The organism is uncultured Gimesia sp. (genome assembly GCF_963976445.1).
Classification (GTDB): domain Bacteria; phylum Planctomycetota; class Planctomycetia; order Planctomycetales; family Planctomycetaceae; genus Gimesia.
On sequence record NZ_CAXBKP010000024.1, the window covers coordinates 41,215 to 65,566 of the forward strand.

Here is a 24,352-nt window from a genome sequence, read left to right on the forward strand (position 1 = left end):
CAATCGTCTTAAGAAAAACCACTCAATTTCTTTGTGGAAGGGAATAAGATGCGCCGTTTCCTGGTTGTCGGCTTACTGTTCTGCTGGAATTTGACTCCCGCTATCGCATCCACCGATCGTCCGAACATTGTGCTGTTCTTTATCGATGATCTGGGCTGGAGAGACGTCGGCTTTATGGGCAGTGATTTCTTTGAAACACCCCACATTGATCATCTGGCGCAAGAATCAATGCAGTTTTCCTCTGCGTATTCAGCGGCTCCCAATTGTGCGCCCAGTCGTGCCTGCTTGATGTCAGGACAGTATACGCCCCGACATGGAGTCTACACGGTAGGCGATCCGGCACGCGGCAATAACCGGTATCGGCGGCTGATCCCTGCCGAAAACAAGACTGTGCTCAATGACAAGTTTGTGACGATCGCCGACACGCTTTCCAAGGCCGGCTATCGTTGTGCCAGCGTCGGCAAATGGCATCTGGGACAAACGCCTCTCTCTCAAGGGTTCCAGGTCAATATCGCCGGCAATCCTTCGGGCAGTCCTCGTGGCGGTTACTTCAGTCCTTATCGCAATCCGCAACTCGCCGATGGGAAGCAGGGAGAGTTTCTCACCGATCGCCTGACTGATGAAGCCTGCGCTTTCATCAAAGCCAACACGAAATCACCATTTTTTCTGTATCTGACACATTACGCCGTCCATACTCCACTGCAGGCCAAGCAGGACGATATCGAATATTTCCAATCCAAGCCGGCCGGAAAACTGCATCAGCATGCAACGTACGCCGCCATGATCAAGAGCATGGATCAAAGCATCGGGCGCGTTTTGAAAACGTTAAAAACGCAGCAGCTAGAGCAAAACACCATTATCATTTTCACTTCTGATAACGGCGGCTATGGCCCCGCTACCAGTATGCAACCGTTACGCGGTTCCAAAGGAATGTTATATGAAGGGGGCATTCGCGTCCCCCTGCTAGTGAAGTGGCCCGGCGTGACGAAAGCGGGCAGCGCCAGCGAGGAACCGGTGATTAACATCGATCTTTATCCAACTCTGCTGGAGATGACGGAGACTTCCCAACCGGAAAACTACCCGTTGGATGGGGAAAGCCTCGTCCCCATACTGAAAGATCCCCAAAGTCAATTAAAATCACGTTCGCTGTTCTGGCACTTTCCCGCCTATCTGCAAAAATACAAAGGCATGCAACAACGATTTCGGACAACGCCGGTGTCTGTGATCCGGCAAGGAGACTGGAAGTTACTGGAGTTCTTTGAAGACGGACATCTGGAACTATATAATACGCGGCTTGATATCGGCGAATCGATGAATCTGGCAGACAGTCATCCCAAGAAAGCAAAGGAATTAGCAACAGCACTACGGGAATGGCAGAAACAGGTTCGAGCGGCAATCCCTTCTGAACCCAATCCTCAGTATCGTTCGGGGAATGATTCCAACGAAAAATAGAAATGGAAGTCGAGACAAAGCATGGTGTGGGAAAATATTCTCAAGGATTTCATTTACCTCTGGGCCGTCATCGATCCGATAGGATCCATCCCAGTGTTTATCGCAGTCACTTCCGGAACCAGTGCTGCGGTGCAGCGACAGATTGCTTTTCGTGCAATTCTGACTGCGGCAATCGTATTGATCGTTTTTATTCTGGGGGGGCAGATATTACTTGATGCATTGGAGATCCCACTGGCTGCCTTTCAAATCGCTGGTGGGCTGGTGCTGTTTCTGTTTGCATTAACCATGATCTTTGGTGAAAGCAAACCGGAAGTGGAAATCGAAGAATCACACAAAGTGGATGTCCATCAAAGTAAAGCCATCTTCCCACTGGCAATTCCTTCGATCGCCTCTCCCGGCGCAATGATGGCAGTAGTCTTAATCACGGACAACCATCGCTTTGACTTCAGCCAACAACTGATTTCATCGCTGACAATGTTGACTGTGCTTCTGATTACGCTGGCCTTCTTGTTGTTAGCCGGGCCGATTCAGAGAGTAATTGGCGATTCCGGTGCCAGTGTGGTCAGTCGAATTGGGGGCCTGATTCTGGCTTCCGTAGCCGTCGACAGTGTGCTGAGTGGAATTAGAACCTACTTCGATATCTAAAATTCAGGTTGAATCAGGAAGCAAAGGACCGCTCATTCGAAATTCGCAACATGTGAGTATGATTCTACTGCCTGCTCTGGCCATGTCGGTTGGATGGGGATTCCGTGGTGATTACGGTCACGAAGCCGGCGCCATGGTTCCCGGCGCCTTAGTCGCGTTAGCAGTCTGCCTCACCTCCCGACGCCCGGACTGGTGGAACCGGGCTACGATCATGGCGTTTCTCGGCGCGATCGGCTGGGCGTTCGGCGGTCAAATGAGCTATGGCCGCGTGATTGGATACACGGCCGGTTCGCAGTGGATTGATGTGACTTATGGCTATGCCAGCCTGTTTCTGATTGGTGCGCTCTGGGGCGGCATCGGAGCCGGCGTTCTTTCGTTAGCGCTCACGATGAAACGCTCGGAGCTGGAGCGATTTGTATTTCCTCTCGCTTTTCTCTGGGCCTTCTGGCTGGCCATGGATTTGAGTGGACTGACAGAATACTCGCATGAACTGTGGAGTTCTTATGATGTCGACTGGGTTGCTGCAGTTTCTGCGGCACTGGTATTCTCCATGCTGTATCGTGCCCGGCCGGACTTTCACCGTCCCTGTAGATTCCTGTTATTGCTTTCAATCGGCTGGTGTGCCGGCTTTTTCATTCTGACCCCGGTTCTGGGATTAAGAATGACGCCCCCGCGCGGTGACAACTGGGCGGGATGCGTCGGTCTCTATCTCGCACTCGTTTTCTATCTGAAGCGAGCACAGAACAGCGTCGCGCTGCGTTTATCCGCGTATGGATTTCTGTTTGGCGGAGTCGGCTTTCTGCTGGGAGACTTGATCAACATGCTCGGACGCAGCCAGTGGTCGATCATCGGAAGCTGGCCGATGCTGCAAGGTCTTGACTACTGGAAATGGATGGAACAGTTTTTCGGTCTGGTCATGGGCGCTGGCATCGGCTGGGGAGCGAAGAGCCTGCTCTGCCAGACGGAAGATCAGGACCGAAAATTGAGCGAAATTGATTCGAATGAATTTTGCTCTCGAGTACTCGCTGCTCCTGAAGAAGATACCACCGCGCGCGGCTTCAATTTCATCGGCCTGGTTTTTCTGCTGGTGATTCTGCCGTGGAAAAATCTCCACAAAAATGTCATTCAGTGGCAGAAAGAAAAATGGATTCCCGAAGAGTTCTGGAATATGCCCGCAGGTTTCTGGTTCCTGGTCGTCGGCTTATTGCTCTCACTGGCAATCATCGTCGCGATCTGGGAAACCCGACGACAGCGGCTGGCATTAATCCCCGACTCGAATCTAGGCCGCGCTCAGTGGCTGTTTTTATTAATCCTCTGGATGTCCCTCGCGGGTGATTTCAGTAAAGCGCTGCCTCGCCTGGCAGAGAAATCCGTGTTTCTGGTGCAGCTCTCCTTTTGGATCACTGGCGCCCTGTGCACGCTGTTGGTTGTCAGGCTGAAGGAAGACGATCAACGGCTGCCCCAAGAAGGGCTCACCTGGTCGGATCGACGCTGGTCACTCAGCCTGTTCACAAAGCTGATTTCGGTCATCTTGACCGCGGCTTTGATTGGTTCGGTCGGCTGGCTCACCATTCAGACACATGATGAGCCATTGCCGGGAAGCCATTTGCGTTTTGAATAACCTGAGCACCCCCTAGTGCAGAAGAGTCGGGTTAGGATCCCAACCTGCTACGACGGCATCGGGAGCGAGCACGAAGATTTCAACGCGACGATTTTTCTGCCGAGCGGAATTATTAGCGTTAGGTACAACAGGTTGGAACATACTGTAACCCGCTGAACCCATCCGCCCCTGCTTCACCCCAAATTTGGAAAGTGACAGGACCACGGAGTTCGCTCGGTTCGTTGATAAATGCCAGTTCGTAGGATGACGACGCTGCGTATTTGATTTCGAAATTGGCTTGTCATCAGTATGCCCCACAACCAGAACATTCAGGCGGGATGCATTGCCATCATTCATAATCGCAGCAAACTGATTCAGGATTTCTCTGGCTGATGGCTTAAGCGAATCACTGCCGGAATCAAACAGAATATCTGAGTGAAATTTGCTGACGCCCGTATGCGGGTCGAATTCAAAGTCAGGATATTTGTTTGCGAGTTCCTGGAAGCGGCGGGTTGCTTCGCCATCCAGCGGGCTCGGCTGACCTTTTGCTGTTTTCATCAAACTCACATAACGTTGCTGCATTTTAGAACGTTCAGAATTCAAGTTGTCGAGCCGTTTATTGGCAATACTCAAATTGGATTCCAGCGACTGCGCGTGCATTGCCATTTGATCACGTTCGTGCTGCAGTGCGTTCGCCGACTGCTGAAACTGATCACGCTGCATCGACAGTTCCATATTCTGATCGTAAAGCTGCTGTGAACGATACATACTCTGTCGCATTTGCGCATTCGGTCCGCGTTTGCAGGCCGTCTGAGTCATAGTAAATAAACACACTGCGCTAAGCAGGCATACCCGTACGATGATGGGCATCTTTGGTGCTCCTTTATCTAACTCTGAATAGAATCACGATTCCAGTTGCGCAAGTCTTCACGAAAATGCCATCACCGATTAAGTGCAGACATTCCATGAAAATTCACACAGTCTTGAAAAGCCACGCTGATTCAAGGAAAGATGAATGGATAAAAAATCAATTTTAATGGATTGGTAGGTTTTTGAGATGTGACATGCGATTGCATATCCTGCCGGGCAATTGAATTCGTAGTGTGAAGTGAGAGAGGTTTACTCATTCAAAAGCCAACAGAAACGGATTTATAACGCGTCTGTTTTTTTGTGCCAAGAGCAACATGATCAAAAAAAGGTGGATTTTAAGAGTTTGAAATATCTACAAATAAATAGCAGATTCAGGCTGCGTTTGTTGCACAAACAGGCGTAAAAAAACAGGTGGTTCCTGACAACGTGTCAAACACCACCTGTTTTGTTGGAGAGTCATATTCAATTTCAGAAACGAAAATCGTCACTGCATATTAAAGCTCTGATTGAAGCCGTTTTAAATCTTGTTCCAGAAGTTGGATTGCTTCTACCACATTTCTTCGAGCAACGAGAGAAGCCTTATCCTGGGATAAATCGTGTTTAAAGTTGTTAATCGCCCGTTTTGCCTTACGGATTTTTTCCTCTTTCGTTAACTCTGGAACATCCACTTCATCAGTGTAGCTTGCCTCGCAGTCTGGGGCTTCCAGAATGGCACGTCCTACTGGAGTAGACGATGCATCGGACTCAGTTGGTGAATCTAAATCGGAATTTGACTGCCACTCCAAAGCGTTTTGTTTCTGTTGTTTTTTCAGATTGATCGCATACATATCCAGAATTTCCTGGAGTGAATGCTTGTAGGTTCCTGACATTTCGGAGATGACCGGGCCACCCGCATACTCATATTCACGGTAGACCCAATAGGGACCATCTTGCTGTTTGTGCTTCAGTGAGGCGTCCTGTGCCTTCTGAATCTCAGGTAACAACAGTGCGACGAGAACGGCTATTGTTGCAATAGCCACCATTAATTCGATTAGTGTGAAGCCTCTTTTCATTCCTCGCTTCTTAGATGGGAAGTTATTCACCATCTCTCCTTATTAAACAGATTGACAACATGCTCATCAAACAGTTTCGAGCACATACTTTGAACGCCCGGAGTTATAAGGGCACATGTTTAAGAGAATGTTTCTGTTTGATGATTATTGTGATTTGTTTTAATGCGAATCACGTGCCAAACCGGAAACCTACCTGTCAGCGGTATTCATATTTAACTCGTATCTTGTGAATGCATAATGAGATAAGACCATGGATTTACCCGTCGGTTAACCATAATTTATTTTTTGATTCATCAAACAAACACAGGGACAGTTTGGAGTTGCCCGATTCTTGAGCACCCTGATTTCCTAAAGAATCAAATACCGATTCTTGACAGGTGTAAGGTTGATCCCGACTTCACTGTCATAACCATTTCAAACGGGACTTGGCTGCAGCCAGAGATTTTCGAGCATAAAAGTGAAGACACCATGGGGGGCTTACTACTGTATTGTTTCTGGTTCCGGTAAGATAAATGGTTTTCAGATGAATCAATAAAAACCGGGATCATGGATCGGTTAGGGAACGAAGAGGAGACACACTTGAAACGAATTCTGGGACTGGTAGTCTTATCCGCAGTGCTAATCGCAGCCCTAATACTGAGTCAAAATCGACATGTACCTTTGAAGGTTTCTGGTTTTTTGGAAGCGGATGACATCCGCCCCGGTTCTCGTGTCGGAGGACGTGTGAAACAGGTCCTGATCGAAGAAGGTCAGTCCGTGTCGAAAGGAGACCTGCTGTTTGAACTGGAGCCTTATGACTTACTGGAACGACGTGCCGAAGCAGTCGCCGGATTGGCTGAGGCCAAAGCCAACTATGACAAGCTGGTTGCCGGTTACCGAATAGAAGAAATCGCGCAAGCGCAGGCACAGGTAGACCAACTCAAAGCAAGATTGACATTACTAGTCAACGGCCCCCGGCAACAGGAGATTGATTCTGCCATCGCAGAGTTACATTTAGCAGACGCAGAGTACCGGCTGGCAAAAGCAAAACAGACGAGGATCGAAACATTATTCGCCAAACAATCGGTCTCGGAAGATGAGATGGATACGGCGAATACCGAGTTGCAGGCAACCGCTGCCAAAAAAGAAGTCAAACAAAAGACCCTGGATTTACTGAAAGAGGGAACGCGGAAAGAAGAAATTGACGAAGCCCGAGCTCACTTAAAGCAGGCCGAAGAGGCCTTGCGATTATTGAAAAATGGGAATCGACGCGAAGACATCGCACAGGCAGAAGCAGCGATGAAAAAAGCCGAAGCGGTTTTACAGATCATCGGCGATCAGATTCAGGAATTGAAAGTTTTTGCCCCCCTCGATGGAACAATCGAAGCGGTCACCTTACAGCCGGGGGATCTGGTGGGCAGTAATGTTCCCGTGATTTCGATTCTGGACTGGAAGCATTTATGGGTACGTTGTTACGTTCCCGAGAATCATCTGGATATTCATATCGACCAGGATGTGGATGTCACGATCGACAGTTACCCTGATAAAATCTTTAAAGGACGTGTCACCTTTGTTTCACGTCAGGCAGAGTTTGTGCCCCGCAATGTACAGACTCCCGAAGAACGCTCGAAGCAGGTATTTCGCATTAAAGTCAGAATCGAGGCTCAGGATAAATTGCTCAGGCCGGGAATGTCGGCCGATGTCTGGTTGGACAAAAAGGATGCCAGACCATGAATCCTGTGATCCAACTCAATCAACTGACACGCGATTTTGGTTCACTCCGCGCCGTCGATCAGGTTAGCTTTGACGTGCAACGAGGCGCCATTTTTGGTTTACTCGGCCCAAACGGGAGCGGAAAATCAACCATCATTCGGATGCTGTGCGGCGTTCTGCAACCCACGGGAGGGTCGGCGCGCGTACTGGGTTTTGATGTCGCACACGATGCAGAACAGATCAAACGCCATATCGGTTATATGTCGCAGAGCTTCAGTCTGTATTCCGATTTGAGCGTGCGGGAAAATATTGAGTTCTATGGTCGCATCTATGGGCTCAGTCCCGAGAAACTGGAACAGCGACTTCATGAAGTTATCGAATTAACATCGCTGGGAAATCGACTGGATCAATTGGCCGGTAGCTTATCAGGAGGCTGGAAGCAACGCCTGGCGTTGGGTTGTGCTCTGATCCATGAACCGCAGGTTCTGTTTTTGGATGAGCCAACGGCGGGCATCGATCCCGTCGCGCGGCGGGATTTATGGGACCTGCTGTTTGATCTGGCCGGGCAGGGGGTCACGCTGTTTGTGACCACACACTATATGGATGAAGCCGAACGCTGCAGTGATGTCGGATATATTTACGACTCGCGGCTGATCGTTTGTGGAAAACCGGATGAGTTAAAGCATCTGCCCAGCGTCACGCCCACAGGTACTGCCCGCTGGGAAATCGAAACAATCGACCCCGCCACAAAACTGGCTACCTTTCGCGAATTAGAAGGCGTGCGGGATGCAACACTCTTCGGACAAACCATTCATGTGCTGGCTGACCAGCGTTTATCGGAAACCGACCTGATCCGGCATCTTCAGGAAGAGCAGGAATCAGCCCAGATCAGGCCGATTACTCCTTCCCTGGAAGATGTATTCGTCACGTTGAGCCGGGCAGAGGGGCTGAATCATAGCGACGTGGACCAGACCAAACAGACACCAGTGGAACAGAAATCGGAACCGAACTGCCCCGAGCCAACAGAACAGAAAACTCACATAGAAGAACCGGATTTCGTTCCCAAAGAACGTCCGGTCAAGAGTAATCCGTCTCTTATGCGAACGGGTTTAATGGCAGGATTCTGGGCAATTCTGATGAAAGAGTTCTCACATGTCCGGCGAGAGCCTTCGACATTGCTCTTCGTGTTTGCCGTTCCGGTGTTACAGACGATCATTTTTGGATTTGCCATTGATACACAAATCGAAAACATTCCCACCGTCATCTACGACTTGGACGGTCGCTCCAGTGCGCGCGAATTAAGAGACGCGTTTGCCAATACGCGCACATTTCAGATTATCGAACGCGTGTTTAATGAGGACGCCTTTCACGACGCGATCCAGTCGGGCAGAGCGAAAGTCGGGGTGATCATCCCCCCCGATTATTCGGATCGTCTGCTACGGGGAGAGCAGGTCTCAGTCCAGGTGCTGATTGATGGCAGCGATTCTCAGGTCGCGACGACCGCCCTCAACGCTTCGAATCTTCTGGGGCTCAATCTTTCGATGAACATGGCGAAACAGTTTGCGGAGACCCTCCCCATGGTTCTGGCCCGCGATGCACAAGGTGCGGCAGCACTGCCCATCGAGATCAGGCCGCGGCTACTATACAATCCGGATCTGGAAAGCTCGCACTTTTTTGTCCCTGGGCTGGTGGGGATCATTTTACAGTTAGTGACGCTGTTTTTGACCTCATTTGCGATTGTCCGAGAACGGGAACTGGGAACGCTGGAGCAACTATTTGTCACTCCGGTCAGTAAATCCGGATTGATGTTGGGGAAACTCGTCCCATATGCTCTGATTGGTTTTGTCGAAACGCTGATCGTGTTAACCGTAATGGTCTTCTTTTTTGGCGTTCCAATTCACGGTAATCTGTGGGAATTATTAGTGCTGTCCCTGTTGTTTCTGGTCTGTGGACTGGGACTGGGAATGCTGGTCTCTACTGTTTCCCGCACACAATTGCAGGCCGTTCAGTTCGCGTTTCTGATTATGCTGCCTTCTGTTTTGTTATCGGGATTCATGTTTCCACGTTCACAGATGCCGCTACCCATTTATCTATTCACGTTTCTGATCCCCGTCACCTATTTCCTGGAAATTCTGAGGGGGATCGTTTTACGGGGCGCGGATATCACCGATTTACTGCCGCATATCGCAGGGCTCAGCCTGTGTTGTCTCGCCATTATTGGCATCAGTTTAAAGAGATTCCAAAAGCAGCTATCATAAAGGGACCTGGGAATTGGTCTGCCGCAAAAGAATCGGTAGGATAAACATGAAACGATGCTTGAGGCTTTAATCCCCGGGCGTCGCCGCAGCAAACACAATTTTCTCACACTACATTCACACCCTCTTCGACTTCCCCCTGAAGGAGCCTGCAAATAATGAGATTATGTCGATACCAGTTTGAAAATCATATTTCTTGTGGGTTTTACTCGGAAGATACAATCATCCCACTGAGTGCTGCTGCAGAAATGGCAGGAGTTGTGGTGGATGAAGAGGCAGGCCTCATTCCATTTCTCCCGGGAGGCGCACAGCACGAGACGATATTGGGCATCGAACAACACTTGAAACAGTCGATGGATGAAGAGCTGTTTCCCATGTCTATCCCGGTAGAAGATGTGCAACTACTGGTGCCCGTTCCCAATCCTTCCAAACTACTGCTGCTGGCCGGCAACTACTCTAAACATATCGAAGAAGGGGGCGGCAAAGCCGAGGAACGGCAAAAAACATTCCCCTATGTATTTATGAAACCTCCCACAACCACGCTGACGCATCCCGGACAGCCAGTCAAAATTCCCGAAGTCTCTCCTGATTATATTGACTGGGAACTGGAACTGGGAATCATTATCGGCAAAGCGTGCAAAAACGTCTCGGAAGCAGACGCACTCGGCTACGTCGCCGGCTACACCGTCATCAATGATATCTCCGATCGAAAATTTCGACCGAACCCGGAACGCACGCAGCGCGAGAAAGATGGCTTCTTTGACTGGCTGCACGGTAAATGGCACGATACATTTTGTCCGATGGGGCCCTGTGTGACTTCCTCGAACGAGATCAAAGATCCACAGACGCTCAAAATGAAGCTTTCGGTCAATGGAAACGTAGAACAGGATTCGTCGACATCGGAAATGATTTTCCCGGTTGCCGCCATCATCGAATTCATTTCCAGCTTTGTGCATCTTGAGCCAGGCGACGTGATTTCCACCGGGACCCCCAGTGGTGTCGGAGCATCGAAGAATAAGTTCCTCAAGAATGGCGATGAAATGCACGCCGAGATCGAACAGATCGGCGTCTTGAAAAATCCAGTCGTCTGAATATCGTTTCTACATCACGACATAAATCAACGAGTGTGAAGAGAGTTGCTGGTAGCTGAGCGATTTGGTTGTTCTCGTTTCGACCACAGTTTTTTCATTTCTACAACAGGTTCTGCACCTTGCGTTTGAAGACATGAGAAAAAATCGCTTTTTAAACCTAAACTGAAGCATGGTTTATGTCATTTCGCCTTAAATGCTGCGCAATTGGCACATCTGTTGCAGTTTTCCTGAGATAAGACAATCGAAAAAACATTCAGGTTGCTGGCTGCATTCAATCGGGGATGCAGCCAGACAACACGGTTCTTATCAAGGAGACAAGACCATGAAACGTGCACTGACGATCGCCACGCTGGCGTGTAGTGTTTTATTTGTAGGCGCGATGAATACCAGTGAAGCCAGACCGCCTGCCTGGAAACAGGTACGCAGACAGTCTCGCAATATCCAACGCGATTACCGCCAAAGTGTGAATCGCTTCGATCGACACTACAGAAATGACCTCAATCGATATTCCCGCGGATACAACAACTACAATCGGCGATATCACAACAACCATTACCGAGGCCGGGGTGCCGGAATTTATGCACCCGGTTTCGGGTTCTATTATGGATGGTAATCCATATTTTTAATAATTCCGCCTCGGTCAGGTTTTAGCTGATCTTGTCGGGCCGGTTCCTGTTCCCGGGAACAAATTTGGCACGTTTTCTCAAGTCTCTCATTCATTTGGTTCGGCCCGATCATTTGAGTGAGGGGCTTGTTTTTTTAGTTCTCTCCCCTCGGCAATTCCTGCCAGACATCTCATTTTTCTGTACTCAGTTTGATATCGGTTGACGCGATTTTAGGACGGTTTTCAGCCTACCCTTGAGGGCTCTGAAAAAGCTTCGTGTCTTAAGCTTCTACCCCTTAATGAGTTAAGTGAATGTCTGTCAAAAGAAACCATTCTGGCACGCTTATCGCGTTTCTTCTGATTACGGCAGACGGATAAGTAGGTGATGAGCGATGGAATCTCAACCGTACTGCAATCGAGTGCCTGACAATGAGCGAGGACGCTTTTCATAAATATGCAGCACTCAAGTTTGATTCATTTTTCCAAGGAGAGAAACGATGCAAAGCAAAACAGATGCGGTTGACCAGGCTCAGTCAACAACGAAGAGAAAATCAAAGACCTTGAAACTGGTTCTGAGTATGGGACTGGTGATGGGGGGGGCTCTGTTGCTGATGCCGACTCAGCAGGCCGAGGCAGGGGGCTGTTATTCTGGCTATGGTGGAGGTTATGGTGGCGGCTACGGTTATTCGTCCCCGAGTTACGGCGGCTATTATAATTCCTCTCCCTCGTATGGATCCGGAGGCCTCTATTATAGTAGCCCCTCATTCGGGATCGGCATCTATAGTGGCGGCGGCCGCAGTTACGGTGGCAGCTCCTATGGCGGATACCGCAGTGGCTACAGAAGCGGTTATCGAGGTGGCTATGGTGGATCTCGTAGTGGACATCACGGTGGTCATCATGGAGGCCATCGCGGTCATGGTCACCGCGGCCATCACTAAATTCGGGTTCCACTCCGATTTAAAAGTTGTTTGAAAGTGCTCAGGCTCTGTTCTTCGTGAACAGAGCTTTTTTTATTCTGCTGCCGGGAACCAGAGCGACAAAGCGGGTGTCTCAAAGTAGCAGAGTCTCCCTTTGTGCTTCTGAAAAGGGCAGATAAGCCAGCCAGAACCGGCTTTCAGAGGATGCAGAACCCTGTTTGAAACCAAAAATCTGGCCCGGAGCTGCTAAAAAGATTCAAATCCTGCTTCCGAAAGGCTTTAAAAGCGAGAACCGCCTCGCTAGAATACCCTTTCCCCATCGGGGATAGGCACCCCTAGCTCAATTGGATAGAGCATCGGTTTACGAAACCGAAGGTTGCTGGTTCGAATCCAGCGGGGTGCACTACTTATCTCAAACTGAGACAATCAATTACCACCAAAAGGCCTTCGTCACTCCGACGAAGGCCTTTTGCATTCCCCTTACTGATGTCAAGTTTTTGCACTATGGTTAACCTTAATCGTTCCTTCTTAGCTGAAAGAGCGAAATCCAATCTGTAAGGTTGCTCGGTGCAGGGGCATCTTCTTCGGCAGGAATCCCTGTGGCAGGGCAAATGATCTGGGAATTCAAAAAAAGCGGTTTGTCAGCCAATCAGAAGTCACTTCTCAGTCGGTGGCAGACCTTTCTAATATAAGGATTCGTCACCAGATTCAGTCTCATGTTGATTCATCCGAGCGTCTACCTAATTTAGATGATTCCGAGGAAGTTGCCACACTCTTTGAAGCCGTCTTTCCAGCAAAGTCAGATCGACGCGCATGTAATGATTCGAAGAGATTCTACGAATGCACTTGAAGAGATAAGGTTCGGGTATCGCTTGTTATGTTTTGCCCTCTCAGCCAGACTCGTATTTATTTTTGGCATTACGATCAGGGGCCAGCAGTCGGATGTGGTACATATGGTTTGTTCAACTTCTCACCTGTCAGTGCAGAAAGCGTGAAGCGGACGAAGCGCACTTCCTTGTATCCAGGCTCGTAAAGCACACCAATACTGCCATCTTTCAGAATAGTCATCGATGAGTAGGCAGACGGGCCATTGTCAATTACCTTTCCAGCACTCCAGGTCAAACCGCCGTCGTAGCTAATCCGCACTGCCAAATTCTTCCGACCGTTGTTTGACGCAGCGTTACAGAAGAGAAGGCGGTCTTTTGCATACCCATCTCGCTGGGCTGTGTACTGAATGATGCAGGCGTTACAGTTTGGATCTGGCAGACTGAAATCTGCGTTACTTTCCCAAGTCTTTCCACCATCAGACGACCGATGAATAAACCGCTTGCCGGGCGAGATCCGAGAATTGACCATCAGCGATCCACTGGGCAACTGCACTACTTTTGATTCATCCCCAGGACTGACCTCACCCATCTTTTCCCAGGTCTTACCATGGTCACGACTACCGAATACTATAACTCCCTTGCCAATATGTACATAGTCGTGCATTAGAAGTCCCTCACGAGTTTGAATGCCTCGCCCCGAGGTAATAAACTTGAAGGCATTCTTCAACTCCGGACCAGCCACTTGATCTGTGAAATCGACTGGCTCTCCCCAGGTCTTCCCGTGATCAGAACTTTTCTGAACCATGAAACGATACTCTTTTTTCGACCTATCTGCGGTAATGTAGTTATAGAAACAAAAGATATCACCTGTGACTTGGTCAACAATCAGAGAAGCATCACTGCAACCTCCATCTTGGATGTTTTCAATTACTTCCATGGGAGTCCAGGTCTTGCCGTTATCTATACTTCTCCGACAGACGATATCGATTGTGCGTTGATATCCCAGGTCTCCAGAACTTTTTCTCCTCGCATCACAGACCGCTAGAAGATCGCCGTTGGTGGCAGTCACAATGGCCGGAATGCGAAATGTATGCGTGCCTTGCGTACCGGACGTAAAAAGTGGCTGGCTGTCAACGAGTTCAAGCGGCTCGCTGGGCATAACACTGGTCGGAATGGGGGTTGGTCGTTTGGGAGCAGTCTCATGGAACGACAGATCGTCGATCAGTACACCGGACTTCGAGGCAGCAGTCACCTGAAAACGAATCGCCTGTGTCTCACCATCGCCTGTGATGGGAAGCTGGACATGGGAACGAAATCGGGCTCCCGTTATGACAATGTAGTCGAGCTGGGCGACTTCGCGCCAAGTGTCATCCTGTTGGACCTCGACCCGAAATGAAAAAGGGGCTCTGCGCGTCCAGCGTTCCGCATGAAAGCTGATTCCTTTTACGGATCGTAGATCCTCGGGGAGGATAAACGTGATTGTGTTATTTTCGTCGCCAAGCAGGTGTAGACACTGCTTCCCGGTGTGTGCGTATTTCGGTGTGATTGCTGCCGTACCGGTCGCTCGAACCTGGACCGTTCCGTCCTGGAGACTTTGGAATGATCCGACTTTTCCGTCTTCAAACGACGTACTAAAGAGGATATCGTCGGTAGACTCATCGGCGCAAACAAAACTCTGAGAAACCACTAAGGTCATGGCAAGAAGGATCATTCGTATCATTTTAAGTAGCCTGTTCTAAAATATGATTTGGTATTGGGGCTAAGATTGCTCACCAAGACCGGGTTAATTCACTTCGGTGCAACGTGACCGTCTTTGTCGTAATTGGCTTCATAGAAAGGACGCTTATTCAGGCATCCAGATGGATCATCGCTCAGTTGTCAAATAAACATCAACCACTTCCCGCGTATTTGACCTGACCATAGCCCCCCTATATACACTTGCATATTCGCAGAAATATCTTCGCTTAAAATATTCTGAAAATGTCATAACCTCGGGATGTTTGTCATGAAAGTGTGAGTGGAAACCACTCACACCAATCGAATCCCTGTTACCAGGCTCGTTCGCGAAGAATTACAGACGCCTGCTGACAATAAGCTCATTCAAACAGGCGACCCAATTTTGCGAATGCATCAAGTTTTGGACTAATTATATTTGGACTCTTCTTCTCTGCATGACCATAATAACTTAATTCAGAACTGAGATCCTCGACAGCAAGTAGTAGCACCTTTGGAAGACCATCCCCCCACCCACAGCTACTCCTCACCCCACAGATTCTCTGCAGTATCAAACAGGTATATAAAATGAAGTTCGGCATGATGACAGCAGCATCGAATACGCCAATTAGAGAGTTTCCGTTTAACTGTTGCCATCATGTTATAACACTGTATAATGCATGATGACACTAAACAACCCCAATGAAAAATAAAATCGGGGTTATTGATTACTCCATATTTATTACTGGCTAGATACACAAATGAACCTTGCCGAAAAATCATATCGCCATATTCGTCGTCAATTAACGAGCGGGAACCTACAACCTGGATCGCGACTGGTGAATCGCACCCTGGCTGACGAAATAGGTGTTAGTGTGATTCCGGTGCGCGAAGCACTCAATCGACTCGCTAGTGAGGGTCTCGTCGAACAATTTCCCGGGGTGGGTATTTTCGTCCGAAACCTTGACCGTGATGAGCTCGACCACATGTATGTGTTGCGTGATGCACTTGAAAGCTGTGCTGCTGCTGAAGCGGCAAGACATATCACCGAGATTCAACTCGAAGAGCTGGAAGCCATTCTGAGCGAAGCGGATATCGTAGCTAAAAAAATTGCAGCTTCGACGAAAGGACGTGCAACCAACAAGCAGTTCAATGTATGGCTCGATCTTGAGGAACAATTTCACTTATTGTTAATTGAAGCTTCTCGGAACCCATTGTTGATCAAGGTAATCAATGAGCATCGTGCGATTCGTGAAGTCTTTGAAGCACAACGTAATAAACCTGAATTACTGACAACAGAAACCGCTCAGCAAACTTGTCATGGAAAAGCGGAGTTGATCAAAGCATTGAAAGACCGCAATGCTGAGCTAGCCCGTAAGCTTATCAGTGATCAAATCCAAAGCGGTCGTCGCAGTGTTCTCAGCTACTTCCGTAAACACGGAACGGGATCGCCAAACGCCTGAGTCCTTCGAGATAGGGAACAGAACATTTGATTTCTATGCAGCGTAAGATTGCCCTTTTGATCGTGCCTAGTTCGGATAACCAGATTCGAATGATTCGTGGCGTGATGGATTATGCCAAAGAATTCCCACATTTTCGGATCACAAAAAATGCGGCGATCCCCTATATCCCTTGGTCAATGGTTAACCAAATTAACTGTGATGGCATCATTGCGTATGCTGAAACGGAAGAACAAATCGATCAACTTGCCAGCTTGAATATCCCGGCTGTCAATCTCACCCTGCATACCCAGCCCGTCGAGAACATTCCTGTCGTCCACTCAGATAATGCATTGATCGGCCAGCTGGCTGCGGAACATTTAATGAGCGCTGGTTTGCGTCGTTTTGTCTTCATTGGCCATTCACCCTGGCATCACAACCAATTAAGGCGTGATGGATTTACCAATAGCCTAGCACAACATGGATTTGACACACATCAAATCGATGTTGAATTTGAATCGGTAATCAGGGAAGACCTGAGCACCAGGAGGATTAATCAAGCCGATTTGTTAAAGGCAATTGCTGCCATCCCAACACCTTTTGGTGTCTTCGCTGCGCATGATGAGTTTTCCTACGAGGTCGTAGAAGCTTGCAAGGCATTGAATAGAGTTGTTCCATACGATGTCGCTGTCATCGGTGTGAATGACTATAAACTCATTTGCGAGTCGACCGAACCACCGCTGTCGAGCATCGCTCAAAACTCTGAACGAATTGGTTACCTCGCTGCTGAATTGGTCGATCAGCTCATCAACGGTGCTGAACCGACTGCTTCACCCGTTTATGTGACCCCGGATAAATTGATCGTTCGTCGCTCTTCAGATTTTTTGGCCCTTGAAGATTCGGATTTAATCCCGATCGTTCAATATATACGTGAAGAATGCCATCGCCCCATCACCGTAACTGACCTGGCAGAGCGATTCAATCTTGGTCGAAAAACACTGGACGAACGATTCAAGGCATCGCTGGGGCATACCGTCAGTAAAGAAATTCGTCTGTCCCGCATTCGTACTGCCAGAGAATTGCTGACAACAACACAAATGCGAATTATTGATGTCGGCTTCAGCTGCGGTTTTGATAGCACAAGCGGCTTTGTGCGCGCCTTTCGGGAAAGCACCGGGTATACACCAGGACAGATACGTCTTGGTGAAAATCAACCAAGAGTTGAGATTGAGACCTCTCCAAATGCGCACATTAAATGATATTTATTCGGTCGCCAGCGCTTTCGCATTAGTAAATAATTATGAATTGATAAGTTCCGTTTTTTATAACTCTACATACCTCCATTAGGAGCGAATTAATGTCACGACGTCGAGGATTTACACTCATTGAACTCTTGGTAGTGATTGCAATCATTGCCATTCTAATCGCTCTCTTACTGCCTGCTGTCCAGCAAGCTAGAGAAGCGGCACGCCGTTCCCAGTGCAAAAATAATTTAAAGCAACTTGCGATAGCACTTCACAACTACCACGACACCCATAGTGTTTTGCCTTCTGGATTAGTTGACGACCCAAACGACACAAGCGGTGTTGATGGCTATGGTTGGTCATGGGGAACGATGATCCTACCTTATATCGAACAGGCACCGCTCTACAACAACATCACTCCTGGTCCTAACACAGTAACAGACGTTTTAGCGAACGACTTACAATCCTTGCAGACACCACTCGCCGCATTCAAGTGCCCGAGTGCAGTTGATCCAGAATTGAATTCACATTGGATTTTCAATGATGGATCAAACGACCAGAATTTAGCAGTTTCTAACTACGCAGGAAACACCGGGTGGGCATACACCAACGGTACCAGCGTAGATCGCGGTGGTGTCTTCTTCAAAAACAGTGCCATCACTCTGACTGAAATTTATGATGGAACAAGCAATACCCTTCTTCTTGGTGAAAAGACCTTGCTTCACCCCCACAGCAAGAATGTGTTAGGAGGGTCTGTGTGGGCTGCTTCCAACCGAACTGACCTAATGGGAACAACAGGGCAATATACAGATCATGTTGGTTGTGTTTTTGGTGGTGTTCATCAAAGCCATGCACTTAACGGTGATCCAGTAGCCGCTGGAGTCGACCCTGCATATACCCCCTTGTGTTTTGTTAGTCAACATACGGGTGGAGTCCATTTTGCACTGTGTGACGGTTCCGTTCGTTTTATCAGCGAAAATGTGGATCAGGTCAACCTAATGAGATGGTTGGGCCAACGCGACGACAAGCAAGTTGTCGGTGAATTTTAATTTTTCCTTTTGCTCGCAAATGAATACTCGAATGTTTACTTCATATTATCAAAATCAACGCGTTTTGCTGTTCTTTTTCCTGTTATTGATTGGGCAGGGCTGTGGCGGAGGACCAGGAAATCTAGACGTCGCAAAAGTGTCAGGAAAAGTCACTTGTGAAGGAAAACCTGTGACACAGGGATCGATTGCATTTACCCCCATCACAGACGGGGATCGAACAATGCCCGGAAAACCCGCATTAAGTAAAATCAACAGCGATGGGACATTTCAGTTAACGACTTACGAACAGCATGATGGTGCCGTCGTAGGTAAGCATAAAGTGAGTGTCACTTTTCCCGGTCAAGAACTGGGAGGGTTGCCTGGAGAAAACTTTGGTGATGACAGCCCCCCTGTTAAACGAGTGAAGGGGCTTCCCTCTTGCGCTTACTTTCCAAGAGCAATTGAAATCGAAGTGAAGGCGGGTGAAGAGAACACGTTTAACATCGAGCTCTCTGATGATTAACGGAATTATTTTTTAATTTTTATGACATTCCCTTGAATAAGAGGTTCCACTATGAAAACGAAGAAAGGGTTCACACTGATCGAGTTGTTGGTGGTGATTGCCATCATCGCAATTTTGATTGCCCTGCTGTTGCCAGCGGTTCAACAAGCTCGTGAGGCAGCGCGCCGTACTCAGTGCAAGAACAATTTGAAGCAGCTTGGACTGGCACTACACAACTATTACGACGTCAATAAGACGTTTCCTCCCGGATGGATTTACCATTCTGGTGGTGGCTTAGGCCAGAATGCATGGGGATGGGGAACGTTTATCCTGCCTTATATGGATCAAGCTCCACTTTATAACAATATGGCCCCTGGAACGAATACGATGGCTGCTATCAGCGCAATCGATACCACGGGTACACTCCTGCCCATGTGGCGTTGCCCCACTGATGCGCAGCCTAAACGAGTGACATCTGGAGGAATCCTCTTAGGGACAGCAAATTACAACGGAGTCATGGGGCGTTACGATACGGCCCTGGCGGGAACAAGTTACTCTCCCAATGCTGGTGCGAATGCACATCCATTTGCAAACCGCCCCGCCTCTGATATCAGAAATTATAAGGGGGAAGGCATTTTTGGTCCTAACAGTACTACGAAAAACCGTGACATCACAGACGGTACCAGCAACACCCTGATGGTTGGTGAAAAAAGTTCGTTGCATGGAACAAATCGACTTGGAATCGTCTGGGCTGGTACTCGCCTCGACCAATGTGCGCACTGCTCAGTAGCTAGTATTTTTGGCATCGTTGGTGTTACTGATGTGAACATCAATGAAGATGGAGGCGGTGACGGATATGCCGAAGAAAAAGTTTTTACCAGCCGCCACGTGGGAGGAGCCCATTTTTTACTTGGTGACGGAGCCGTCCGTTTTCTCAGCGAAAATATCGACACCACCACATTCCAGAACCTTGGTAATAAGAGTGACGGCAATGTAATCGGTGAATTCTGATTTGCATCTTGAAATCAATACTGAGAAACAGGCCAGAACATCATTAATTCTGGCCTGTCTTTTTTCATTCATTTCAAGTTTTACTACATCCGTTTAGTCGAAAAGGAAATACTGTGTTGCGTTTTATTCTAACAACCTGTGTGTTATCTCTGGTCTGCTGTATTGGATGTTCAGGAGGCAGTGAAGATCACCCCGATCTGGGAACAGTGACTGGTTCTATTCGTGTTGATGGTACTGGAATGCCTGGTCTTCGCGTGTTGTTCCAACCTGATTCAGGACGCCGCTCAATCGGCGTAACGGATGAATCCGGGAATTATTCCCTCAACTATACAAAAGACGTACAGGGAGCCAGGATTGGTAAGCATAAGGTGTCAATCACATGGACTGGAGAATCACACCTGGAAGGCGAAGACACTGAAGTTGAGGCTGCCGATGCGGAAGCTGGAGTAGACGTCGAGGTCGTCAAAATCCCAGCAAATTACAATACCGAGACCACTCTGACTGCAAACGTGAAGGCAGGCAGTAACGTGGTGGATTTTGACATACAAAAATAAAGATTGAGACCCCGATTCTATTGAGACTCAAGCATCTTCCAGCATGTCAGTTGCATGCGGGGCATGTGGAAAGGGCCTTTCCAGAGATTTCCCTTGAGCTGTGAACTAAGGCTTCCGTCGCGGTGGAGGTAGCCGAACCATTCACCATGCTCCAGGTCAGGGAATTTCTGATAGGTCCAGTCATGGATCATCTGATGCCACTGGGCGTATTTAGGGTCTTTCGTAAGCTGATAGGCTAGTAGAGTGGCGATGATCGCTTCGTTCTGAGGCCACCAGAATTTCATGTCATGCCAGTATTCCTGAACTGGTAAACCGTTGACATCGACGAAATACAACACGCCACCATATTCTTTGTCCCAACCACGTTCCCACATCCAGTCGAGCATCTCACAACCCATGCGGACCAAACTTTCATCGCCTCGCAGCTTCCCCTCATGCATGATAAACCAGGCCCCCTCAATCGCATGTCCGGGGTTGAGTGTGCGACCATCGAAATGATCGATCATCTCGCCATCGTGACCGACCGTTTCCATGACACATTGAATCTCGCTTTTTAAGTGGTAGTTACGAATCGTATCAATACTCTGGTCAATCCATTTGTTTGCGTCTGGCAAATTGATCGATTCGCGGAGTTCCTGGGCTGTCGCGATTGTGATCATGGGAAAACCGAGGCCACGCATCCGGCGGGTATCGGTAAACTTTGGCTCAACGCACTGTGGGTTTAAATTGTGATCGATGAAACTCTGAAATGTCTGTTTCGCTTTCTCTGCGTATTCCTCTTCTCCTGTTGCTTTGGCTAGTTCCCCGTAGGCAATGGAAGCAAAACTTTCGGAAAAAGCGTAACGACGTTTGCGGATCGGTTCCCCTTTACGAGTGACCTGAAACCACATCCGACCATCCGCAGGATCGAAACAGTGATCGTCAATAAACTTTGCCCCATGTTTGGCAAGCTCTAACCATTCATCCCGCGGTTCGACATTGTTATAGAGTTCACCAAGCAACCAGGTAAAACGCCCCTGTTGCCAGACTCCTTTATCACTATCAATAACACTTCCATCGCGATTGAGCGCCATCATGAAGCCGCCATGTTCATGATCAACACAATGCTTCGTCCAGAACGGTAACGTGTCGTTCAACAAGCCATCACGGTAGGTTGTGATGAGTTCATCTATACGGCTGGCATCCATTTATTTTGCTTTCTGAGACTGTTTGACTTTCAGCAGTGAGCTGATCTTTCTCGATCGTGTAAACCGTCAGCCCGGCAAGATCCTTCGCTTGGCCACCGCTCACGAAACTGGCGAGATAACCAACAAAGACACAAGTGAAGACACCCGCCGCCACATACAAGTAACCATTAATTCGTGTGAATCGCCACATGCAGAACATGACTGCCGCTCCTATGATGGCACCGATAAATGCTCCTGGTCCGTTTGCACGTCGAGTGAGCGCGCCGAGAATAAACAAGCCTCCCAGAACCCCCATGAACAAACCAATCACTTTGATGAACTGATCGAACAGTGACTTAATACTCGGATCGACAAACAACAGTCCAAGACACGTCCCCATAGCTCCCAAGACGAATGTACTGATGCGTGCGGCCCGTAGGTAGCCTGCGTCGGTCTGGCAAACATTAAATGGCTCGAGAAAATCAGTCACGATCGTCGTGGCTGTCGAATTCATACTAGTCGAAACGGTTGATTGAGCAGCGGCAAATACTCCAGCCACCAGTAAACCGGCTATTCCAATCGGCATCTCTCTGGCAATGAATAGTGGAAAGACCTGGTCGGTCGTAATCGTGGGATCAATTCGTTCGGGGTTAGATTGATAGAATGCAAACAGAGCTGTGCCAAGTCCAAAAAACAGCAGTGTCGCTGGAATTGCCAGAAAAGCATTCGTCCAGATCGAACGTGCAGCCAGTTTGACATTGGGGGTCGTCATATATCGTTGGACGACCGCTTGATCTGCTGTGTAAGAAGAGAGGTTCTGCGCGATTCCACCAGCGATAATTACCCACAATGCAATCTGAGTACTCGTTGCGTCCCAGTGCAGATTCGCGATATTGAATTTATTGGACTGCGTCGCTGTAGATATCATACCGCCAAAGCCACCATCGACTCCGATGATCAACACAATTAAGGCGACCACCGCGCCGCCCAGCAGTACGAAGGTTTGAATTGTATCTGTCCAGATCACTGCTTCAATCCCTCCAGCCGTGCAGTACAGGATACTAAGAGCTCCCATCAACAGCACACTTTGACTCGGTGTGAGTGGTGTTGCCACTGCAAGAGCGAGCCCGGTCAAAGACATCACAACCGCCATCCGAAAGATGTGAAACAAAGTAAAACTTGCGCTGCCAAACAGTCTGACTGAACGATTGAAGCGTTTCTCTAGATATTCGTATGCACTGGTCGCATCAATGCGACGAAAAAATGGCATCGCGACAAAGACAGCCACAACAGCCACCAGTGGAATCATCAAGTTACCTACCGAATAAACCCAGTCTTGTGCATAGGCTTTGGAAGGAACGCCGGTAAAAGTGAGTGAACTGAGCATCGTTGCAAAGATACTACAACCGGCAGCCCACCAGGGAATGCTTTGACCACCGCGAAAGAACTGGTCGGTGTTTTTGTTTTTTCTAGCAAAGTACAACCCCACCAGTACCATTGCTGCCAGATAACCAAACAGTACAGTGTAATTGACCATACCGAAATTACGATTGGGAACGACAGGTGTCACGCTCCAGATTTTTGGGGAACGGACACGTGGTCGCACTTCACCGCTGGGGACGATGATCGCATCGCCCCACTTGACAGCAACCGTAGTTACATGATTGCGAGGAATTTTTCCGGCTGATGTCCAAGTGTTTGTAATCGTATGGTAGGCCAACGCCTCCTTGGGAAAGCCGGGGTGCGCATCCTTCAGAATATTTCCTTGTGTGAACAGTGAGCCATCTGCCCCTCCAAGTACGAAGATGTGACTCTGCCCGAATTCAATTCCGGTACCTGCCATCACGCTGCGCGGTGCATCCTGCCTCTGCCGCCACTGATCGGTAAGGGGCGTATATTCCCAGACATCTTTCAGAAACTGAACATCTTCCTTTTCCTGGCGGCGACCGCTGATTACATAAATGCAATCGTTGTATCCGTTATGTTGATGGACCGTGAGATTGAAGGCCCGTGAAGGTCCGGGACAGGGTGTGCGTTGTTTCCACACAAAGTCAGGAGTTCCTTTTTTGGAAAGATCAAGCGACCAGAAATTCGACATTGCGGAATCAAGTGTTTGCCCACTTTGTCCTCCAGCCAGGTAGACCACGTCTCCAATTAAAGCAGCCGCACCGAATGCACATGGTTTGGGAAGTGAAGGGTACTCGGTGATCTCAACACGTTCATTTTTGCCGTCCCACTGAAGCAGAAAGACTTCCGCGAATGTACCCGTGGCATCATTACCACCAATACAAACGATGCCATCTGGTGTAGAGACCGCAGCTCCGTAAGCGATGGGGCGAGGAAGTTTTCCCCCATCCCTCCAAATGAAACTCTCGCCCTGTTTAACCAGTACATGTATGCGATCATGCCAGACTTTATCGGTTTCCCAAACAGGCTTCGGGAAATTCGCCCCACCAGCCACGACCAAGGCATCGCTGTGAACCCCAGCAAAGGGTCCGGCAACTCCCAGTTCGTCTGGCAGCCCAGGCAACTCTTTCCAGGACAGTAAGTTCACTTCTTCTGCATTCACTCTTGAAGGAGTTGCCAGCAGCAGCATGACTAATAATACAGCGTTCAATTTACTTGCGATACTCATCAGTCTGTTCCTTCGTATTCCGCGTTCCGCTGCATCTCTTCGGCTCCGAGATCTG

At 48.7% G+C, this 24,352-nt stretch carries 19 protein-coding genes and 1 tRNA gene; 15 read left to right on the forward strand and 5 right to left on the reverse strand.

Annotation, left to right across the window (positions count from 1 at the left end; all coding sequences use genetic code 11):
- Positions 1-48 precede the first annotated feature (48 nt).
- Genes AAC022_RS21245 through AAC022_RS21255 form a run of 3 tightly spaced genes read left to right on the forward strand, consistent with a single transcriptional unit; the run spans position 49 to position 3,718 of the window.
- Positions 49-1,452, forward strand: a complete 1,404-nt coding sequence (locus tag AAC022_RS21245) for a sulfatase (protein ID WP_339734198.1) — start codon at positions 49-51, stop codon at positions 1,450-1,452.
- Between the two features lie 21 nt (positions 1,453-1,473).
- Entirely contained in the window at positions 1,474-2,097 is a 624-nt protein-coding gene (locus AAC022_RS21250; RefSeq protein WP_339734200.1) for a MarC family protein, read from the forward strand.
- A 58-nt stretch (positions 2,098-2,155) separates the two neighbouring features.
- The gene (locus AAC022_RS21255; RefSeq protein WP_339734202.1) at positions 2,156-3,718 is read left to right on the forward strand and encodes a hypothetical protein; all 1,563 of its coding nucleotides are present in this window, start codon (positions 2,156-2,158) and stop codon (positions 3,716-3,718) included.
- A gap of 12 nt (positions 3,719-3,730) precedes the next feature.
- On the opposite strand, the gene AAC022_RS21260 is transcribed toward AAC022_RS21255, so the two are convergent.
- Both AAC022_RS21260 and AAC022_RS21265 read right to left on the reverse strand, forming a co-directional pair.
- Entirely contained in the window at positions 3,731-4,567 is an 837-nt protein-coding gene (locus AAC022_RS21260) for an OmpA family protein (protein WP_339734204.1), read from the reverse strand.
- A gap of 494 nt (positions 4,568-5,061) precedes the next feature.
- A complete protein-coding gene (locus AAC022_RS21265; protein WP_339734206.1) occupies positions 5,062-5,619 on the reverse strand; it encodes a type II secretion system protein in 558 nt (185 codons plus the stop codon).
- Positions 5,620-6,165: 546 nt separating this feature from the next.
- Between AAC022_RS21265 and AAC022_RS21270 the strand changes: the two genes are divergently transcribed.
- The 6 genes from AAC022_RS21270 to AAC022_RS21295 all read left to right on the forward strand — a co-directional run bounded on the left by AAC022_RS21270 (position 6,166) and on the right by AAC022_RS21295 (position 12,581).
- Complete coding sequence (locus AAC022_RS21270) at positions 6,166-7,332, forward strand: HlyD family efflux transporter periplasmic adaptor subunit (protein WP_339734208.1); 1,167 nt, start codon at positions 6,166-6,168, stop codon at positions 7,330-7,332.
- The gene (locus AAC022_RS21275; RefSeq protein ID WP_339734210.1) at positions 7,329-9,569 is read left to right on the forward strand and encodes an ABC transporter permease; all 2,241 of its coding nucleotides are present in this window, start codon (positions 7,329-7,331) and stop codon (positions 9,567-9,569) included. The genes AAC022_RS21270 and AAC022_RS21275 overlap by 4 nt, the downstream gene beginning before the upstream one ends.
- A 155-nt stretch (positions 9,570-9,724) precedes the next feature.
- Positions 9,725-10,657, forward strand: a complete 933-nt coding sequence (locus tag AAC022_RS21280; protein ID WP_339734212.1) for a fumarylacetoacetate hydrolase family protein — start codon at positions 9,725-9,727, stop codon at positions 10,655-10,657.
- Between the two features lie 322 nt (positions 10,658-10,979).
- Entirely contained in the window at positions 10,980-11,270 is a 291-nt protein-coding gene (locus AAC022_RS21285; protein WP_339734213.1) for a hypothetical protein, read from the forward strand.
- Positions 11,271-11,758: 488 nt separating this feature from the next.
- The gene (locus tag AAC022_RS21290) at positions 11,759-12,199 is read left to right on the forward strand and encodes a hypothetical protein (RefSeq protein ID WP_339734215.1); all 441 of its coding nucleotides are present in this window, start codon (positions 11,759-11,761) and stop codon (positions 12,197-12,199) included.
- Positions 12,200-12,507: 308 nt separating this feature from the next.
- Positions 12,508-12,581, forward strand: a tRNA-Arg gene (locus AAC022_RS21295).
- A gap of 521 nt (positions 12,582-13,102) precedes the next feature.
- Here AAC022_RS21295 and AAC022_RS21300 read toward each other — a convergent pair.
- Entirely contained in the window at positions 13,103-14,725 is a 1,623-nt protein-coding gene (locus tag AAC022_RS21300) for a sialidase family protein (RefSeq protein ID WP_339734217.1), read from the reverse strand.
- Between the two features lie 754 nt (positions 14,726-15,479).
- Between AAC022_RS21300 and AAC022_RS21305 the strand changes: the two genes are divergently transcribed.
- The 6 genes from AAC022_RS21305 (at position 15,480) to AAC022_RS21330 (ending at position 20,496) form a co-directional block, all read left to right on the forward strand.
- Positions 15,480-16,181, forward strand: coding sequence for a GntR family transcriptional regulator (locus tag AAC022_RS21305; protein WP_339734219.1), 702 nt, complete (start codon positions 15,480-15,482; stop codon positions 16,179-16,181).
- Positions 16,182-16,216: 35 nt separating this feature from the next.
- On the forward strand, positions 16,217-17,416 hold the full coding sequence (locus AAC022_RS21310) for a XylR family transcriptional regulator (RefSeq protein ID WP_339734221.1): 1,200 nt from the start codon (positions 16,217-16,219) through the stop codon (positions 17,414-17,416).
- A 98-nt stretch (positions 17,417-17,514) separates the two neighbouring features.
- Positions 17,515-18,450: a DUF1559 domain-containing protein gene (locus tag AAC022_RS21315; RefSeq protein WP_339734223.1), complete on the forward strand. Its 936-nt coding sequence runs from the start codon at positions 17,515-17,517 to the stop codon at positions 18,448-18,450.
- A gap of 31 nt (positions 18,451-18,481) precedes the next feature.
- Positions 18,482-18,952: a hypothetical protein gene (locus AAC022_RS21320; protein ID WP_339734225.1), complete on the forward strand. Its 471-nt coding sequence runs from the start codon at positions 18,482-18,484 to the stop codon at positions 18,950-18,952.
- A 51-nt stretch (positions 18,953-19,003) separates the two neighbouring features.
- Positions 19,004-19,942 carry a DUF1559 domain-containing protein gene (locus AAC022_RS21325; protein WP_339734227.1) on the forward strand — a complete coding sequence of 313 codons (939 nt, stop codon included), beginning with the start codon at positions 19,004-19,006 and terminating at the stop codon, positions 19,940-19,942.
- Positions 19,943-20,055: 113 nt separating this feature from the next.
- Positions 20,056-20,496, forward strand: coding sequence for a hypothetical protein (locus AAC022_RS21330; RefSeq protein WP_339734229.1), 441 nt, complete (start codon positions 20,056-20,058; stop codon positions 20,494-20,496).
- A gap of 17 nt (positions 20,497-20,513) precedes the next feature.
- Here AAC022_RS21330 and AAC022_RS21335 read toward each other — a convergent pair whose 3' ends face one another.
- Both AAC022_RS21335 and AAC022_RS21340 read right to left on the reverse strand, forming a co-directional pair.
- The gene (locus AAC022_RS21335) at positions 20,514-21,683 is read right to left on the reverse strand and encodes an AGE family epimerase/isomerase (RefSeq protein ID WP_339734231.1); all 1,170 of its coding nucleotides are present in this window, start codon (positions 21,681-21,683) and stop codon (positions 20,514-20,516) included.
- Positions 21,661-24,297 carry a sodium/solute symporter gene (locus AAC022_RS21340; protein WP_339734233.1) on the reverse strand — a complete coding sequence of 879 codons (2,637 nt, stop codon included), beginning with the start codon at positions 24,295-24,297 and terminating at the stop codon, positions 21,661-21,663. The genes AAC022_RS21335 and AAC022_RS21340 overlap by 23 nt, the downstream gene beginning before the upstream one ends.
- Positions 24,298-24,352 lie beyond the last annotated feature (55 nt).

Bases quoted from the DNA above. Each gene is read 5' to 3' on its own strand.
- AAC022_RS21305 (WP_339734219.1), top strand. From the start codon at position 15,480: ATGAACCTTGCCGAAAAATCATATCGCCATATTCGTCGTCAATTAACG.
- AAC022_RS21270 (WP_339734208.1), top strand. From the start codon at position 6,166: ATGGATCGGTTAGGGAACGAAGAGGAGACACACTTGAAACGAATTCTG.
- AAC022_RS21335 (WP_339734231.1), bottom strand. From the start codon at position 21,683: ATGGATGCCAGCCGTATAGATGAACTCATCACAACCTACCGTGATGGC.
- AAC022_RS21340 (WP_339734233.1), bottom strand. From the start codon at position 24,297: ATGAGTATCGCAAGTAAATTGAACGCTGTATTATTAGTCATGCTGCTG.
- AAC022_RS21320 (WP_339734225.1), top strand. From the start codon at position 18,482: ATGTTTACTTCATATTATCAAAATCAACGCGTTTTGCTGTTCTTTTTC.
- AAC022_RS21275 (WP_339734210.1), top strand. From the start codon at position 7,329: ATGAATCCTGTGATCCAACTCAATCAACTGACACGCGATTTTGGTTCA.
- AAC022_RS21280 (WP_339734212.1), top strand. From the start codon at position 9,725: ATGAGATTATGTCGATACCAGTTTGAAAATCATATTTCTTGTGGGTTT.
- AAC022_RS21250 (WP_339734200.1), top strand. From the start codon at position 1,474: ATGGTGTGGGAAAATATTCTCAAGGATTTCATTTACCTCTGGGCCGTC.
- AAC022_RS21260 (WP_339734204.1), bottom strand. From the start codon at position 4,567: ATGCCCATCATCGTACGGGTATGCCTGCTTAGCGCAGTGTGTTTATTT.
- AAC022_RS21300 (WP_339734217.1), bottom strand. From the start codon at position 14,725: ATGATACGAATGATCCTTCTTGCCATGACCTTAGTGGTTTCTCAGAGT.
- AAC022_RS21285 (WP_339734213.1), top strand. From the start codon at position 10,980: ATGAAACGTGCACTGACGATCGCCACGCTGGCGTGTAGTGTTTTATTT.
- AAC022_RS21265 (WP_339734206.1), bottom strand. From the start codon at position 5,619: ATGAAAAGAGGCTTCACACTAATCGAATTAATGGTGGCTATTGCAACA.
- AAC022_RS21315 (WP_339734223.1), top strand. From the start codon at position 17,515: ATGTCACGACGTCGAGGATTTACACTCATTGAACTCTTGGTAGTGATT.
- AAC022_RS21245 (WP_339734198.1), top strand. From the start codon at position 49: ATGCGCCGTTTCCTGGTTGTCGGCTTACTGTTCTGCTGGAATTTGACT.
- AAC022_RS21310 (WP_339734221.1), top strand. From the start codon at position 16,217: ATGCAGCGTAAGATTGCCCTTTTGATCGTGCCTAGTTCGGATAACCAG.
- AAC022_RS21290 (WP_339734215.1), top strand. From the start codon at position 11,759: ATGCAAAGCAAAACAGATGCGGTTGACCAGGCTCAGTCAACAACGAAG.
- AAC022_RS21255 (WP_339734202.1), top strand. From the start codon at position 2,156: ATGATTCTACTGCCTGCTCTGGCCATGTCGGTTGGATGGGGATTCCGT.
- AAC022_RS21325 (WP_339734227.1), top strand. From the start codon at position 19,004: ATGAAAACGAAGAAAGGGTTCACACTGATCGAGTTGTTGGTGGTGATT.